The sequence below is a fragment of the Pradoshia sp. Z3_51 genome (assembly GCF_058215915.1).
Genome location: NZ_JBZAJC010000002.1, coordinates 529931 through 545981, shown reverse-complemented (window position 1 = coordinate 545981; position 16051 = coordinate 529931). Strand labels below are relative to the sequence as shown.

Genomic DNA, 16051 nt, shown 5'->3' with positions numbered 1-16051 from the left:
AAACTTATAAACCCTTTTTACACTTTTTGATTATTTTTTTACTTTAATATATACATTTATTTCAAAATAATCGGCCTATATACCCAAAAAGAAAACTCCCTATTTCACATAAGGAGTTTTCTTTCTCTATACTTTCACTCTTTTCAGAAATAAAGACAATAATAACCCGGTAATTGAAGCAACCATTATAAGGATATACCCTTTTTTCACACCATAAATGAGAGCCTCCGTTAGAACCTCTGAATTAGGATAACTCCCTGCTTCATTTAAATATGAATTTTGCCCCATTGTCATAAAGGTAATCGCCAATGCAGTTCCGATAGCTCCGGCAATTTGCTGAAGCGTGCTCATGACAGCGGTCCCATCAGGATAATATTTTCTGGGTAATTGATTTAAGCCATTTGTCTGTGAAGGCATCATGATAAAAGCAATGCCAATTGATAAGCAAACATGCATTATGATAATTGTCGATAAAGAAGTATCAGCTGTGATTTGTAAAAATAAAATACTCGCTATACTAGTTAATACAAACCCAATAACCACCAACCATCTCGCCCCATATTTATCCATTAATTTTCCGTTAATTGGAGACATAATCCCATTCATTATCCCACCAGGCAAAAGCGTTAAACCAGCTGTAAATGCCGATAATAGTAGCCCTCCTTTTAAATACATCGGTAATAGAATGGCATTCGATAAAATCATTAACATAGCTAAAAAAACCAATGAGACACCCAGGGAAAACATAGGGTAAGTGAATACGCGCAAATTAATCATAGGATTATCAGTATAAATTTGACGGAAGGAGAACAATATCAAGAAAAATAGACCGATTCCAATAGGGAGTAACACATGTGCTTCTCCCCATCCACCTCCGCCCTCTCCGGCAGCACTAAATCCGTAAACAATCCCGCCAAATCCAATTGAGGAAAGTATTACTGACCTTATATCGATCTTTGGTTTTGTTAGTTTTGTAACATTTTTCATAAAAAATATCCCGGCACCCATGGAAAGCAATAATATCGGCAAACATGTCCAAAAAATCCAATGCCAACTTAATTGGTCTACAATGATTCCAGAGAAGGTAGGGCCAAATGCAGGAGCAGACATGATAACAAGCCCCATTAATCCCATCACTACCCCACGTTTATGCGGAGGAAAAATAATAAGTGTGCAATTAGTCATTAAGGGTAAAAGAATAGCGGTTCCAATGGCCTGGATGACTCGCGCCGACACCAATATAGGAAATGAATGCGCAAGGCCACCAATCAATGTGCCAACAATTCCCATCGCCAGAGAGAAAAAAAACAATTGCCTGGTCGTAAACGTTTGAATTAAGATAGCCGAAACAGGTACCAAAATTCCCAATGTCAATAAATATCCTGTGGTCAGCCATTGTGCTGTTGAAGCTTCTATATTAAAGTCATGCATAATATTGATTAAAGCCAAATTTAAGGCTGTTTCACTGAATAAACCAATGAATGCTGCCACTGCCAAAACTGCCATCATTGGTACAGCCCTGAACTCCTTTTTCTCTTCTAAATCCACTTTTCCAGCATTCAATGAAATACCTCCTGTTAGCTTCACATCAAAAAGTTTCTAATACACTTACAATGAGTTAATCTGCTAGATCGTCTATATCATTTTTCTGATATATCATGCCTTATTTAAAGCAGATTATTAGTGGAATTTTTTTCTTAGTTCTTCTTTTAAAGAAGAGTAAATAAAAAGACAATCAGCTATATAGGTTGTCTAGGTTAAGGACCCAACTAAAATCCCAATAAAACAAGGAGTAATTATAAGTAAAAGTATCATTAACACTTTAACCAGGCATCTTCTCCTTACATATCCAAAGATTCACCTATCGCCAGTCCTCTTCATAGGTATGAATACTATAGACCATCTTTAATATCTATTCATTTATAATTACTTTGATAAAAGGAGATAGGAACATGAATAATCCATATGACATGAATAATATGCACCCCGGTTACCATAATAATTACCAAAATTATGATCGCCAGCTTCCTCCAGTTCAACCAGTAATATTTATTAATTCAGCAGGGGTTGCCAAGGAGCTTATAAATGATGCCTACACCATAACTAACCACATTCAAAACAATCCACAGTTTTCAAGACAAATAATGACGTATGCTCAGCATGGGCAAAAAAATGAAATCTTAGGAATGCTTAACAGTTTACCTTTAAAGCATCGCCCAGAGGTAGTCTTTACACCAGGAGCCATATTAATTAAATTATTCCCAGGTAATCCAAATGACTCCAGCAGTGCCTTAACCATAACTATGCTGTGGCATGAAGCTTTTTAAGTCATCAGCAAATATCAAAAAAGCCGAAGAAATGCTGATTAACAACATTTCTTCGGCTTTTTTGTTATTCATTATCATACTCATAGTAGTTCTATGCTACTATTATTTTATTCCTAAAGGAGAAAGTTTGTATGTTCACTTTTTTCAATAAATGTTCTATTTGCAAAAAGAAAGATAAAGATTTACGCAAATATCAAAATGGTCACGGCAAAAAAAATAAAATATGCAAAGCTTGCACCTTGTATGCCGAAAGAAGGGCGTTCCGCAGAATCTGAAATCATGTATTACAGCTTTTTACGAAATGAGTAACACCATTTATCGTAGCCTAACTTTTCTTCATAGAAGCGGTGAGCATCCGTGCGTGAAAGAGCAGATTCTAATGCTACATAATTCGCACCATTTTCCTTAGCCCATTCATGAATAAAAACAAGCAGCTTTTCCCCATATCCTCTCGAACGTTTACTTTCAGTTGTTACCAAATCATGAACAATGATATGACGTTTATTATAGAAATTCACACGAGAACTAACACCAATTACAGCTACCACTTCTTCACCTAAAAACAATGCAAAAAGCCTGTACCCTTCTTTATGCATTTGATTCATTAATTCTAAATACGAATGCTTATCCAAATCAGTACGTAATTGCTTCATTATTGAATATGCATCATCCCATTGGTCAACCGTAATCAATTCCATAATATTTTCTGTGCTTATCGTCATGTTTTTCCTCCTGAGGCTATAATTAGATCAATTATAACCCTGCAAAATTTTACGGAGTCAGCTCCGTTACCATTATACACCAATCATTCTATTTCGCTATTGTTTTACATATTTATATAAACAAAATGAATGTATATACGGATGTTAACAACTGAAAATTTATAAACATATCACGTTAGAATCAGCAGAAAATCATATATCATATATAAAGTTTGAGTTTTGTTAGAATTAGACTTGATGAAATATATTATTAGCAATCTCATTTAGAATTGACTTAAGCTGTAATCATACTAACTACCTTAAACTTGACGTATTGCAAGGACTTCTTCAATCGCACAGGCAACACCATGTTCTACATTCGTTTTAGTATGATATTGGCAGAGTTCTTTCACCTCATCGGAAGCATTTCCCATAGCTACTCCACGTCCAGCCAGCTGAAGCATGGAAACATCATTTAAATGGTCACCAAGTGCCATAACTTCTTTCATCTCGATATTAAATTGATCAGCCAACATCTTTAATGATGTTCCTTTCTGAGCTTTTGGATGATTAAATTCTATGTTTCCGCGCTCAGAAGAGGTAATGATATACTCGGTTTCACCGGCTAATTCGCTATTTATACGTGCCAATTCATCCATATCAGCTGATAATACTAAAATCTTATAGATAATCAATTCTTCATCCAGGTATATACCTTCAAAGTTATCTACAAAATGGCAGTGTTCGAATTTAAATCGTTCCTCCGCTCTTCTTCTAACATCCTCTAGCATTAGAGCTTCATCAGCGTATGGGAATCTCTCCATTTTTAATTGCATTCTAATGTCAATATACTGTTCCATACTTTTAGAAAAAACTCCAACGTTAGTAAAAAACTCAATATATACGTTTTTATTTTCCAGTACTTTTTGAATTGAGCGGCACCATTCTTTTTTTAGTGGGAGTTTATTTAATACTTCTCCCTGCTCGTCTCTTATTTCAGCTCCGTTTAATGCAATTACAGGACAACACAATCCAGCCAGTTCCAATGGCATCAAGGCATAACTGTATGGTCTTCCTGTAACAATAACTACCTGAATCCCTTCCGCCTGTGCTTTTTCAATTGCGATTATATTCTCCTTACTGATACGACCTTTACCATTCAACAAAGTCCCATCCATGTCTGTTGCAATTAATCTCAACGTCAATCATTCCTTTTACTGTAACTTAAATAAATACCATACTAGTATACTACTATATTCATTAAATTCGTAGAAGCCATTCATTATTTATAATGGTTAAAATAATGATTCTTATTGAATAGTTAAACAACACGCCTCAGAAGAACTAATGCGAGTCTTGGTATAGTTAAATCTTTCATATAATAGACCTGCGTAAACCACAAAAAAACTGATAACCAGTTTCCTTTTCTTAATTAAGATGAATTCAAAAATATCTCATTTAACATGCATACTATAAAAAGGGTGATAAGTAGTTATTAAAACTATATAATGAATTGTCGAAGCAATAATATAGAGTATTAATATTTACATATTAATGATATTGCATTATACTAATGATAATAATTCATATTGTACTAGAAAGAAGGAAATTTAATGAAGGACATTCATGTTTATAGCAAAGGTGAAGAAATCGCAAATGCAGTTACCCATGGCCTGGGTGTTATATTAAGTATAGTAGCGCTGATTTTGCTGGTTTTCCATTCCTCTATATATGGGACCGCTTGGCACATCGTTAGTTTTACTATATTTGGAATAACAATGCTTCTTATGTATCTGTGCTCCACTCTTTTGCACAGCTTACCCCAGGGCAAAGCTAAGAATGTATTTGAAATATTCGACCATTCAGCTATCTATTTTTTTATCGCAGGTACGTACACGCCATTTTGTTTTATTGTATTGGACGGTTGGACACGTTGGACTTTATTCGGTATTGTCTGGGGAATAGCTTTTGGGGGAACAGTTTTTAAATCATTTTTTGTTAAAAAATATATGATCGTATCAACACTTCTTTACATAGTAATGGGTTGGATGATTGTCTTCGCATGGAAACCATTGGTCAACTTCCTTGAGCCAAATGGAATGATTTTATTAGTTACTGGAGGTATTCTATACACGGTAGGTGCTATCTTTTATGTATGGAGAGGCTTCAAATTCCATCATGCCATTTGGCATCTTTTCGTTATCGCCGGAAGTGTTATGCATTTCTTCTGTATTCTCTTCTACTTACTTCCATGGGATAAATAATAACATATTCTTATTACAATTTAAGGCAGCTCTCCCTATCCGGAAGCTGTCTTTTTTATCTTTAACGAATGTTTTATTTAGCCTTTAGTCTCTTCAATTATCCAAATTTACCTCGAAGTTTTTTTAAAACTCTAATGGCCTCATGATTCATTTTACTGATCCTTAATGCCTTATTGCCCAAAACTGTGTACCTTCTGTTTTTTCCTAATTGTTTAGTTACATTCTTAGATGTCATATTTTATGCTCCTAACATGTGCATTTTGTTATAGCTTATGCTATAACACAAAAAAGCAATACAAAAAAAAATAACAAAGTCCCATCACTTTGTTATTTTACAGAGTATATATAAGCCAATGCTTTTTTATTCATTTCTTTTACTTTCTTTGTCTGCTTACTGACTGATTTATCAGAGAGATGGGTGATTTTGGGACCTGACTGGGAGTTTTTTGCCATTGCCTCAGCGGAATCGTCAGACTGAATGTTATTTCTCCTACGCCTCATAGCCATCTTACTCCTCTCTTCCTTAACTTTTATACCCTTATTATACCAAAGTTTCACATAAACGAATCATAAATGTGAACTAAATTAGCAATATGAACACCATCCACTTCAATGGGAATGCCCTTATCTTTCTTTAAAACTATAATAAAGTTATACATTTGTAAATGGATAGGAATTAACAAAGCATCGTGGTCTTCAAGGGTGATAACCTCTAAATTGAAAATCGAATCGGTAAAGCTTTGTAAAAGCTGCTGATTAAAATCGAAATTATGTATATGATCAATCCTGATAAGCTTTTGTTTAATTCTCTCCCTGACGGATATATCTAAGTCAATCGAATCGTCAGCTTCGTACTGATTGATATCAACTGACAAACCAAATTCCTCACAATACAGGACAAGATATTTCTTTAACTCTCTCTCATATTCTTCTCCGTTTTCAGGAACAGACTTTTGCTCAAAATAATAGATAGCATCCTGTACTAATAAGGACATATGCTCTACCTTTGTCACCGTCGCTCGTTGAATTTTTTCATTTTCCTTTATGGTAGCTTCAAGAAATTCAGAACCTGTTATAAACTCTGCCTGCCATATCTTTAAAATGCTTGGTGTTAAAAGAACGGATAAATCGATAAAAACAACGATTGCAGTTAAACTCAATATATATGTCCAGTTGGTTATATTTATTCCGCCTGCAATAATGCCGATTCCGAGGCAAAGCACAAATAACGTATAAAGGCTTCGGCGAAAATTTTTTAAATGCAAGTCAAATATGGAAGGTTTTACGATGGCCATCATACAAGAAACGAGAGAAAAACATACTAGAATAGCAATATAAATTTTTCCAAACATTTCATCCTCCATCGATAATCATTTATATGAATAATCATACCATTTAATTCCAAATTACCATATAGGTATATCTTCTGAATTGTCAGATGACTGTTTGTAATCTATTTCACCTTAAGTTTATAGTGATAGGCAATCTCCTTACCGTTATACATTAGTGCTTTATGATTATTCGTATTTAACGTAACCTTCACCTTGTACACCCCTGGTTTGAGTGTGCCTAAATCATAATATTGACCATAAATTCTATTCTTTTTATCTCCATTCATATATAGATGGGCATGACCTTCATTAATTCGTTGCTCATTCGAACCCAGCTTTTCTGGTTTAAACGAAAAGTTTTTTGTGTTGATTTTCAGCATCCAACACCCTGTTTGATCCTGCTTGATCCATCCATTAATTTCCGGAATTTTCACTTCACTTATATTGCTTATTTCTAATCCATCATGTTGTCCCGTATGCCCAGCATGAGCATCATTGCTGAAATGGCTGCTTTGTTGATGAAAATATAGCATGATGGATACAAACCCAGCGATAACAATAAAGCTAAGTATTCTATACATGAATCTCTTCGCCACCCTTATGCCTGGACGCACTATTTTTCAAATACAAACCAATCAAAAATAAAATAGCTCCAACTATCAGAAACGCTATATCATAGAATAAAGCATTGGGATCACCTGGTTTTACCCTATGAATCTGCAGGATATGATGATTAACAATCCCTTCCAACATATTGAATAAACCTGAGCCAATTAAAAACCAACTAATAATCTGTTTGACACCCTGCTTTTGGTCTGATGGGTTACCAGCAAGCCATAAAATAAAGCCCCCTGCCACCAAAGCAATCGTCACCGCAAAATGAAAAATCCCATCACTCATGATTTGACCTGAGCGACTCGTTTCCATCACGACACTATGCCATTGTAAAAGCTGATGAAAAATAATCCCATCCATAGCACCCATAAAGCCGAATCCCAACAGAAAGCTTCCTATTACTAATAATTTCTTTTTAGTTTGACTCCTCAATCGAATTCCCCTCCAGCCCCCATTTTTTTACTTAATATCCAATTGGTCTTCATTATAAACAATCCGTTTATCATAATTAGCTGATTTTTTTAACAAAACATGGGTAACTATATACTATATTGGAAAAACCGGAGGGGTTAAAATGAATCAATTACCTAATCAATCGAGTTCATATTGGACGAAGTTCATGCAGAATCAAGAAGAACTGAAATTTAATAAGCTACAAAATGATTTAGAAACAGATGTTGTTATAGTTGGAGCTGGAATAGTCGGTATTTTAACGGCTTATCAATTGGTCAGCAAAGGAGTAAAGGTTGCATTAGTTGAGGCAAGCGAAGTGATGAATGGGACAACAGGCCATACAACAGCAAAAATAACCGCCCAGCATGGATTAATTTATGACAAATTAATTAATTCGGTAGGTGAAGAAAAAGCGAAACTATACTATCAGGCAAATATGGATGGCCTTGAATTTATCCATTCTCTCTACAAAGAAGAAGAGATCGATTGTGATTATGAAGAACAGGAAGCCATCCTTTACGCAGAGACTGAAAAATTTGAAAAGAAAATCAAGTCAGAGTTCGAAGCTTATCAAAAACTGGGCATTCCAGGTAAACTTGTCGAACACCTGCCTTTGCCTTATCCAATCAAAAATGCCATTATTATGCCTAATCAAGCACAATTTCATCCAGTTAAATACTTAGGCCATATTTTAAACCTGATTATAAAAAAAGGCGGACAAGTATTTGAACAATCGCCAGTAGAAGCTATTGAAGATGACGATAAAGGACCTGTTCAAGTTAAAGTGAAGAATGGACATACCATTTATTGCAATAAAGTTGTGATTGCTTCCCACTATCCATTCTATGATATGCAGGGACTGTACTTCTCTCGCCTGAGCCCGAAACGCTCTTACATTGTTGCCGCTGAAATCAAGGAAGACCTACCAGATGGAATGTACATTAGCGCCGAGCAGCCTACCCGCTCAATCCGCCATACAAAAGACGGGGATAAAACCCTGGTATTATTTGGAGGAGAAAGTCATAAAACCGGTCAAAGCGAAAATCCATTTAAGCATTATGAAGCACTAAAGGATTTTGCCGAAAAGTATTACACAGTTAATGACCTTCCATACAGATGGTCAGCACAGGATTTAGAAACATTGGATTATGTCCCTTATATTGGTCCATATTCTTCTATGAAGGATCATATTTTTGTTGCAACTGGTTTTGGGAAATGGGGAATGTCGAACGGAGCTGTCGCTGCTCTAATTTTAAGTGATTTAGTACGTGGAAAAGAAAATCCATATTTTGATCTGTTTACCCCCACTCGTTCAGAAACACATATACAATCTGCCGGTAAATTCATAAAAGAAAATATAAATGTAGCAAAAGAATTAATTAAAGGAAAACTTGCTGATAAAGATATCAGTCCAGATGAACTTAAACCCGATGAAGGCAGTATCGTTACCTTTAATGGTAAAAGAGCCGGTGCCTATCGCGACCATACAGGTAACGTTTGTGTAGTAGATACTACCTGTACCCATATGGGGTGTGAAGTGAAATGGAATAATGGAGAACGTTCCTGGGATTGCCCATGTCATGGATCCCGCTTTGCACCTAACGGGGAAGTCATCGAAGGCCCAGCAGTTAAACCGTTGGAACGTTTGAATTAACAGCTTGAAATGAGATTCCCATATACCTACTATATATCCTTTGAATCCTAAAACTAAAATACACTTTTTATGCCGGGTAGATAATCTATGTGACATAAGGAGTGTATTTTTTCTTCATGTAAATACAACTCAAGAATCAAGTATTTAAACTTATATGAAACCAAATACCTTTTTAAATGGAATTGAGTTATAGTTAAAGTTAGAAAAAACCAGAGGAACAAACCGATTCTAAGTACATAAATAAGCGAGGATTTTCATGAGCATACTGTTAGCTTTACTGGCTGCTTTATTTTCAGCATTAACGTCAATATTAGCAAAAATCGGGATTAATAATGTGAATTCAAATTTGGCCACTGCGATTCGAACGTTTGTAGTCCTAATTATGGCTTATGCCGTTGTTCGAATAACCGGGCAATGGGATGAGCTGTATACTATCCATCCTAAGGCATGGATTTTCATTATCTTATCAGGTATAACCACTGGCCTATCGTGGCTATGTTTTTTTAAGGCCATACAAATTGGTGATGTATCAAAAGTAGTTCCTATTGATAAATCAAGCGTCATAATTACAATTATTTTATCCTTTATCATCCTTCAGGAACCGTTGACTCCGTTAGTGATTGCAGGAGGGGTCGTTATTACGATTGGTACTTTTATTCTTATCGGTAAGAGAGAAAAAAAGAAGAAAGAAGGCTATCTTCAGTCGTATATTTTCCTGGCTGTCTTATCAGCCGTTTTTGCAGCACTAACCAGTATATTGGCGAAAATCGGTATCGAGGATGTCGATTCAAATGTCGCCACCTTCATTCGTACTGTAGTGATCTTAATTTTTGCCTGGAGCATTGTATTTTTCCAAAGAACGCAAAAAGATCTTAAAACGATCTCTAATAGGTCCTATGTCTTTTTAATCCTATCGGGTATCGCAACTGGCTTATCTTGGTTGTGCTACTTTGCTGCCATTCAAATCGGAAAGGTGTCTATCGTAGCTCCCATCGATAAATTCAGCGTAGTCATTACAATGGTGTTAAGCTTTATTATTTTAAAAGAAAAACCTAATAAAAACACGATTATTGGTGGTATTGCGATTACAATTGGTACTATTCTGCTTATTTTTTAACAAACGCGTCATTTATCGTCCTTTATATATAAAAACAGTGGGAATTCTTAATCGAATCCCACTGTTTTTATTGTTTTCTATATTAATGGTAAATCCAACGATATAGTATTGATGTTTCTTAATTAGAAGCGGGCAGCAAGTGTAGCTGTTTTCTCAAGCCCTTCTGCAACAATTCCAACCGTACGGTCTGGGTATTGATTATGTCCTTCAATAACCATAACTTCTGGGTTAGTAATTCCCCAAAGGCTAATAGCAGATTTAACTAAATTAACTGCCATTTCCGCTCCTGGTATAGCTGAGTAATCAGAACCTCTTGCAGACAATAGTGCTACCTTTTTATCAGCTGCATATCCTATCGGACCTTCAGCAGTATACTTAAACATTTTTCCGGCTTGAGCCAAATACGAAATATACGTAATTAATGGCGCAGGAACAGTTGAATTCCAAAGAGGGAAGGCAAAAACAATTTTATCCATGGATAAGAATTGATCGATATATTGATTTGCTAAATTAACATATTTAGTTTCTTCTTCTGTTAATTCGATTCCTTGATTGTTTTTATAAAGAGCGGTAATCGCCGCATTTCCATAGTAAGGGAGTTCTACTTGGAATAAATCCAGCTCTGTAATTTGATCAGTTGGATTTGCTTCTTTATATGCTTGTAAAAATGCATTGTACATTTGAACAGAAACAGCTTGGTCTGCCGGTCGATCGTTTACTTTAACAAATAAAACTTTAGTCATATGTATACCTCCATGTACGATATATGATTTGTAAATTTATTTTAATATAGTTTGAATTCAAAGCAAAATAATATGCCTATCTTTTACCATTATAAAAAGACTGGACATCTTCTCCTCTTCTCTGCCATAATAAAAAAATTGGATTAGTTAACTAAAGTAACTAATTTATAAGGAGGTAAAATGGAAAGATATCAACAGTTATTTCACGAGTTGTCTATGGTGCATAAACCTTATATTGACCAGTTAAATGAAATTCTAGGTAGATATGCTTTGAACAGACCACAATGGACAATTATGTATATCCTTTTTAATTATGGGCCACATACCCTTGTTGAGATATCTAAATATCAAAGTATCGAAAAGCCAGCGATAACCCGCACAGTCAACAGCCTCGAGCAGCAAGGGTATATTCAGTCATTTTCAAGCTCAGATAAAAGGAAGAAAAATATTCAACTGACTGCTAAAGGAGAGAAACAATATAAAGTTGTAAGAAGTGAGATTGATGAATTTCAGATTGGTAAGTTAATAGGTATTACGACAGATGAACAAGAACAATTCCTAAATATCCTAGAAAGGATTAAGCAAAATTTTAATGAGTAAGGAGATAACTATGCAAACGGAACGAGCAAAATTATGGACAAAAGATTTTATCATTGTATCCACCATTAATTTTTTATTAACACTTGTTTTTTATTTATTAATGGTGTCAATTTCGGTCTATGCTGTTGAACAATTTAGTGCTTCAACGAGTGAAGCAGGACTGGTTACCGGAATTTTTATTATTGGAGCACTTATTGGCCGACTTCTGACAGGTAGAATTATCGATAAATACGGCAGAAAAAGAATATTATTATTCGGACTTATCGTTTTTACATTAACAACTATTTTATATTTTGGGATTAATAGCTTGTCTTTTTTGATGGTTAACCGCTTATTACATGGAATCGGATTAGGAATTGCAAGTACGGCTACCGGTACCATTGTAGCGCAAATCATACCAGCAGAACGACGTGGTGAAGGCGTTGGATATTTTAGCCTTAGTGCCACTCTTGCTACTGCGATTGGTCCTTTTTTAGGTATTTATTTAAAACAGCATACAACATTTGAAGTCATTTTCAGCTTTTGTATAGCATTGGGAGCTGTTAGCTTTTTAACTGCCTTTCTATTAAAAATACAAAATGAACAATCTCACACTTCTGTTGAATCAGAAAACAATAGAGTTAAGCTTTCCAGTTTTATTGAACCAAAGGCTATCCCCATTGCTATCGTTATGATGCTGGGAGCCCTATGCTATTCAAGCGTCTTATCATTTATTACTTTCTATTCAGAAGAGATTCAATTAGTTGAAGCAGCAAGTTTCTTTTTTGTCGTTTATGCAGCAGCGGTTTTAGTGTCAAGACCTTTTACTGGCCGCTTGTTAGACTTAAAAGGATCTAATATTATTATGTATCCCTGCTTACTTGTATTTGCCCTTGGACTTCTTCTATTAAGCTATGCTAATAACGGATTTATTTTGCTTTTAGCCGGCGCAATTATTGGACTCGGTTTTGGGAATATCCAATCTACAACTCAGGCTATTGCCGTAAAAGTGACTCCTCCTCACCGAATCGGTTTAGCAACAGCAACCTTTTTTATCTTTTTGGATGTAGGCTTCGGAATTGGCCCATATGTACTTGGAATGATTATTCCTTTCACAGGCTATCGAAATCTCTATCTAATCATGTCGATTCTCGTATTGGCATTAATCGTAGTCTATTATTTTATGCATGGAAAAAAGGATTCTTTAGAGATGCGCAATAAATTAACAAAGCTAGAGGAAACAAAATCAAATTAAAATCACCATTAAGGAAAAAAAGCGGAATGTCCGATTTTGGATATTCCGCTTTTTTCTATTAATTCGATTTTCATTCAGCATAATAGCATTCTCATTCTATTTTAACCGCTATGATAAATGCTCTAAAGCAGCTAAAACTTCAAGTAATAAAACGTATTCTCCAAGAAATATTCAGTAATGTAAAAAAGAGTGAGGCATGCATTAAATTGTTGCCCCACTCTTCCCTGCGCTATTCTTCAATATTTTCCTGTTTAATATGCTTGAACTTCAGCGAAAAGGTTGCTGATTGATTTGTACTATTTACATCAATATTCACATCATAAATTTCAGAAACCCTTTTAACAATCCATAACCCAATACCCGATCCAGACGTTATCTGCTTAGCCATACTTAGACGTACATACTTATCAAAGATCTTATTGATATTAGAATAATGGATAGATGAGCCAGTGTTGGTTACGTCAATATTAATAGTATTATCAAGCTTATTCTCTCTAATTCCCACAAAAATGGTTGATTCCTTTGTAGAATATTTCACTGCATTGCTCAATAAATTCTGCATGACTAATTCAAATGAATACTCATCAATCCAGATTTTGGTGGTTTTACTTACATTATCATTAAAAATAAATGTGTAGGAGGGGTAATTCCTCATATAGGCAGCCATTAATGGTTCAATACAGCTTTTTGGTTCTATCCAGCTATCTGGAGGATTTCCTCCTAAATAATAAAGTTCATGCGATAGTTTAATACCCTTTAATAATGAATCTATATTACTAGATTCATTTTTAATATGAAATAATCCTTCCTTTATCTCAGGAAGGGTATCCGTTTCAATCAGGTCCTCCAAATATTCGATGGTATTCTTAATATTATGAGCAGGATTCCGAACCTCATGGACAATCTCTTCTAGGAAAGCATGCGTCTCGTCGGTTACAGCGAGCATTTTTTCAACACTACTATTGGTAACATTGTTTAACTCTTCCATTTCCCTTAACATATAGTCATTCATAAAATGGGGTGTAATATTAAACTTGTTTTTCAGCTTATAATGATTGGTCATCTTCGATAAAGGTTTAAAAATAGTTTCAAATAATAAGGCCTGAAACAAAAAGAAAAAAATGAATATAATCAAATATAAATAACCATTCGTGATGAGTATTTCTTTAAAATCTTCAATAAGCAGAACCGAGAGATTTATTTTCGTATATAACTGACCATTGAATGCTTCCGTATGAATGGCATGCTCAATTTCAGCTATTACAGATCCATTAACTTCATAAAACTCAACCTTAATTTTTTTATCACTTAAACCATCTTTTACATAGATGTCTTCTCGACTCTGACCTAATAACCACTTAATTATTGGTAAATATTTTTTATCTTTTCCTTCATAAATATTGATATTCTTTGATGTTTGGTTATAAGCAATATTTTGATAACTTGAGTCATTATCCAAAATCATCATATACTCATAAGCACCAGGTAGCTTACCGAATTTATCATTTAGAAAGTCTTCCTGTAAACCGTATTCAGCTAAATGAGTTTCAACCAAATAGAAGTTCGGCAATACTTCATTGATTCGATGTTTTGCATAATCGTTTACCCGATTAATATTTTGCAGTAAGACTATGCCTGTAAATATCAAGAACATGAGAATATTGGATAAAATGGTAAACCGTTTAACAGTAAGCCAATTTTTAGTCATTGATTTCATATCCAACATTTTTAATCGTATTAATGCTATTCTTACCTATCTTTCGTCTAATCCGATTTATCGTTGTATTAATAATGTCATCACTCATATCCCCATGCTCAGTCCATATTTTTTCCCATAATTCTTGTTTACTGACAACTTGATTTTTATGTTCTAATAAATACGTATACACCTGCATTGGAATTTTCGATAGCGTTTCAACACTGCCATCTTCTTTCGTAATCGTACCACGAAGAGGCTCAATTTTTAATCCTCTATGTATATAATACGAATTATTTTTTACTGCTGTACTTTCCATAATATTTTTTATGTTAAGGACAAGTTCTTTGTAGCTGAAAGGCTTTGTAAAATACAAAAGCGCACCTTCCTGTAATCCTCGCAATCTTGCATCTGACGAATCTGCTCCGGTAACGAGGACAAAGGGAATATTATGTTTTTTCCTTATAATAGAAGCAGCTTCCAAACCATCAATAATTGCACCATGAATGGTAATATCAAAAATTAATAAATCGTATTTCACTTTATCACAAGCTATAATTGCATCCTCTGGATCGTCAAAATCATCTACTGTATATCCTTGTAATTCAAGCCTTTTCCTTAGTACTTTTCTCGCAACAGGCTCATCTTCTAAAATTAACATTCTAATGGGAATCACCCTCTTTAAAAAAGTAAATAAATTATATCACCATAATTTTTTGAGGTAAATACTTACTTGTATTTTTATGCATAAAGATGCCATCATTATTTCATATAACTATTAAATCTAAAGGGATGTGTAGTTTAAGCAAAAAAAAGAGTGATTCCATTAATAGCGGAGATCACTCTGTGTTTATATTGACTTTAAAGGACGACCAATGAGTATACGTTTTATTGATGAAACCACTCTGCTCACCCGCTTTTATTATTAAGAAATTAATAAATTAATAGCTTGATCAACAAAAAACGCCTGCAAGCCATCAATAAATAGACCTGCAGACGTTATATTAGTTTCGTCTCACAAGTTCCACCTTCCTTCTCATAAAACGCTGAGGAGTTAGCTGTCGGATTCGTGCCTACTGAGTAGCCCTACCATAATGGATTCACCCCAGAACACAATGGGTCCCCCGCGCAATTATGCTTAAGCGATTTAGAAATTAGAAACTTTGATAATAATACTCCCGATATGAAAAATGTAAATATTTTCATCTACTAATTTTTATATATTTTTAATTTATTCACATAAATTTCTTTTTGTTTTTTGGTCACAGTCTACTTTGTATTTCAACCTATACAGAAGTCACAAAAGTAACATCAAC

General features: G+C 34.6%; 16 protein-coding genes and 1 riboswitch. Of the genes, 6 read left to right on the top strand and 10 right to left on the bottom strand.

Annotation, left to right across the window (positions count from 1 at the left end):
• Positions 1–126 precede the first annotated feature (126 nt).
• Complete coding sequence (locus tag AC4BHA_RS06270; protein WP_066102227.1) at positions 127–1509, bottom strand: DHA2 family efflux MFS transporter permease subunit; 1383 nt, start codon at positions 1507–1509, stop codon at positions 127–129.
• Positions 1510–1952: 443 nt separating this feature from the next.
• Between AC4BHA_RS06270 and AC4BHA_RS06265 the strand changes: the two genes are divergently transcribed.
• A complete protein-coding gene (locus AC4BHA_RS06265) occupies positions 1953–2327 on the top strand; it encodes a YuzC family spore coat inner layer protein (RefSeq protein WP_066100033.1) in 375 nt (124 codons plus the stop codon).
• 284 nt (positions 2328–2611) lie between these two features.
• Here the strand turns inward: AC4BHA_RS06265 and AC4BHA_RS06260 are convergent, their stop codons facing one another.
• Complete coding sequence (locus AC4BHA_RS06260; RefSeq protein WP_077247926.1) at positions 2612–3049, bottom strand: GNAT family N-acetyltransferase; 438 nt, start codon at positions 3047–3049, stop codon at positions 2612–2614.
• A 299-nt stretch (positions 3050–3348) separates the two neighbouring features.
• Positions 3349–4227 (bottom strand): Cof-type HAD-IIB family hydrolase, encoded by an 879-nt coding sequence (locus AC4BHA_RS06255; protein ID WP_066100036.1) that lies wholly within the window; start codon positions 4225–4227, stop codon positions 3349–3351.
• Positions 4228–4641: 414 nt separating this feature from the next.
• Between AC4BHA_RS06255 and trhA the strand changes: the two genes are divergently transcribed.
• Complete coding sequence (gene trhA / locus AC4BHA_RS06250; RefSeq protein WP_066100039.1) at positions 4642–5292, top strand: PAQR family membrane homeostasis protein TrhA; 651 nt, start codon at positions 4642–4644, stop codon at positions 5290–5292.
• Between the two features lie 327 nt (positions 5293–5619).
• Here trhA and AC4BHA_RS06245 read toward each other — a convergent pair whose 3' ends face one another.
• From AC4BHA_RS06245 to AC4BHA_RS06230, 4 genes are all read right to left on the bottom strand, one after another.
• Positions 5620–5793, bottom strand: a complete 174-nt coding sequence (locus tag AC4BHA_RS06245) for a hypothetical protein (protein WP_181161988.1) — start codon at positions 5791–5793, stop codon at positions 5620–5622.
• Between the two features lie 53 nt (positions 5794–5846).
• The gene (locus AC4BHA_RS06240) at positions 5847–6644 is read right to left on the bottom strand and encodes a type II toxin-antitoxin system SpoIISA family toxin (RefSeq protein WP_490558306.1); all 798 of its coding nucleotides are present in this window, start codon (positions 6642–6644) and stop codon (positions 5847–5849) included.
• A 101-nt stretch (positions 6645–6745) separates the two neighbouring features.
• A complete protein-coding gene (locus AC4BHA_RS06235) occupies positions 6746–7204 on the bottom strand; it encodes a hypothetical protein (protein ID WP_066100045.1) in 459 nt (152 codons plus the stop codon).
• Positions 7197–7670 carry a DUF2243 domain-containing protein gene (locus AC4BHA_RS06230; protein WP_140461313.1) on the bottom strand — a complete coding sequence of 158 codons (474 nt, stop codon included), beginning with the start codon at positions 7668–7670 and terminating at the stop codon, positions 7197–7199. The genes AC4BHA_RS06235 and AC4BHA_RS06230 overlap by 8 nt, the downstream gene beginning before the upstream one ends.
• A gap of 142 nt (positions 7671–7812) precedes the next feature.
• Between AC4BHA_RS06230 and AC4BHA_RS06225 the strand changes: the two genes are divergently transcribed.
• Complete coding sequence (locus AC4BHA_RS06225) at positions 7813–9345, top strand: FAD-dependent oxidoreductase (RefSeq protein WP_139891181.1); 1533 nt, start codon at positions 7813–7815, stop codon at positions 9343–9345.
• A 256-nt stretch (positions 9346–9601) separates the two neighbouring features.
• Positions 9602–10462, top strand: coding sequence for an EamA family transporter (locus tag AC4BHA_RS06220; protein ID WP_490558305.1), 861 nt, complete (start codon positions 9602–9604; stop codon positions 10460–10462).
• Between the two features lie 122 nt (positions 10463–10584).
• On the opposite strand, the gene AC4BHA_RS06215 is transcribed toward AC4BHA_RS06220, so the two are convergent.
• Complete coding sequence (locus AC4BHA_RS06215) at positions 10585–11205, bottom strand: FMN-dependent NADH-azoreductase (RefSeq protein WP_490558304.1); 621 nt, start codon at positions 11203–11205, stop codon at positions 10585–10587.
• Positions 11206–11385: 180 nt separating this feature from the next.
• Between AC4BHA_RS06215 and AC4BHA_RS06210 the strand changes: the two genes are divergently transcribed.
• Positions 11386–11805: a MarR family winged helix-turn-helix transcriptional regulator gene (locus AC4BHA_RS06210; RefSeq protein WP_066100061.1), complete on the top strand. Its 420-nt coding sequence runs from the start codon at positions 11386–11388 to the stop codon at positions 11803–11805.
• A 10-nt stretch (positions 11806–11815) separates the two neighbouring features.
• Positions 11816–13039 (top strand): MFS transporter, encoded by a 1224-nt coding sequence (locus AC4BHA_RS06205; protein ID WP_066100066.1) that lies wholly within the window; start codon positions 11816–11818, stop codon positions 13037–13039.
• Between the two features lie 229 nt (positions 13040–13268).
• On the opposite strand, the gene AC4BHA_RS06200 is transcribed toward AC4BHA_RS06205, so the two are convergent.
• Both AC4BHA_RS06200 and AC4BHA_RS06195 read right to left on the bottom strand, forming a co-directional pair.
• On the bottom strand, positions 13269–14747 hold the full coding sequence (locus AC4BHA_RS06200; RefSeq protein WP_181161987.1) for a sensor histidine kinase: 1479 nt from the start codon (positions 14745–14747) through the stop codon (positions 13269–13271).
• On the bottom strand, positions 14740–15396 hold the full coding sequence (locus tag AC4BHA_RS06195; RefSeq protein WP_066100072.1) for a response regulator transcription factor: 657 nt from the start codon (positions 15394–15396) through the stop codon (positions 14740–14742). The genes AC4BHA_RS06200 and AC4BHA_RS06195 overlap by 8 nt, the downstream gene beginning before the upstream one ends.
• 367 nt (positions 15397–15763) lie before the next feature.
• A riboswitch (cyclic di-AMP (ydaO/yuaA leader) is annotated at positions 15764–15890 on the bottom strand.
• Positions 15891–16051 lie beyond the last annotated feature (161 nt).

Excerpts from the sequence above, each read along its gene's own strand:
- AC4BHA_RS06200 (WP_181161987.1), bottom strand. The coding sequence starts at position 14,747 with ATGACTAAAAATTGGCTTACTGTTAAACGGTTTACCATTTTATCCAAT.
- AC4BHA_RS06240 (WP_490558306.1), bottom strand. The coding sequence starts at position 6,644 with ATGTTTGGAAAAATTTATATTGCTATTCTAGTATGTTTTTCTCTCGTT.
- AC4BHA_RS06215 (WP_490558304.1), bottom strand. The coding sequence starts at position 11,205 with ATGACTAAAGTTTTATTTGTTAAAGTAAACGATCGACCGGCAGACCAA.
- AC4BHA_RS06195 (WP_066100072.1), bottom strand. The coding sequence starts at position 15,396 with ATGTTAATTTTAGAAGATGAGCCTGTTGCGAGAAAAGTACTAAGGAAA.
- AC4BHA_RS06225 (WP_139891181.1), top strand. The coding sequence starts at position 7,813 with ATGAATCAATTACCTAATCAATCGAGTTCATATTGGACGAAGTTCATG.
- AC4BHA_RS06260 (WP_077247926.1), bottom strand. The coding sequence starts at position 3,049 with ATGACGATAAGCACAGAAAATATTATGGAATTGATTACGGTTGACCAA.
- AC4BHA_RS06245 (WP_181161988.1), bottom strand. The coding sequence starts at position 5,793 with ATGAGGCGTAGGAGAAATAACATTCAGTCTGACGATTCCGCTGAGGCA.
- AC4BHA_RS06270 (WP_066102227.1), bottom strand. The coding sequence starts at position 1,509 with ATGATGGCAGTTTTGGCAGTGGCAGCATTCATTGGTTTATTCAGTGAA.
- AC4BHA_RS06235 (WP_066100045.1), bottom strand. The coding sequence starts at position 7,204 with ATGTATAGAATACTTAGCTTTATTGTTATCGCTGGGTTTGTATCCATC.
- AC4BHA_RS06220 (WP_490558305.1), top strand. The coding sequence starts at position 9,602 with ATGAGCATACTGTTAGCTTTACTGGCTGCTTTATTTTCAGCATTAACG.
- AC4BHA_RS06205 (WP_066100066.1), top strand. The coding sequence starts at position 11,816 with ATGCAAACGGAACGAGCAAAATTATGGACAAAAGATTTTATCATTGTA.
- AC4BHA_RS06265 (WP_066100033.1), top strand. The coding sequence starts at position 1,953 with ATGAATAATCCATATGACATGAATAATATGCACCCCGGTTACCATAAT.
- trhA (WP_066100039.1), top strand. The coding sequence starts at position 4,642 with ATGAAGGACATTCATGTTTATAGCAAAGGTGAAGAAATCGCAAATGCA.
- AC4BHA_RS06210 (WP_066100061.1), top strand. The coding sequence starts at position 11,386 with ATGGAAAGATATCAACAGTTATTTCACGAGTTGTCTATGGTGCATAAA.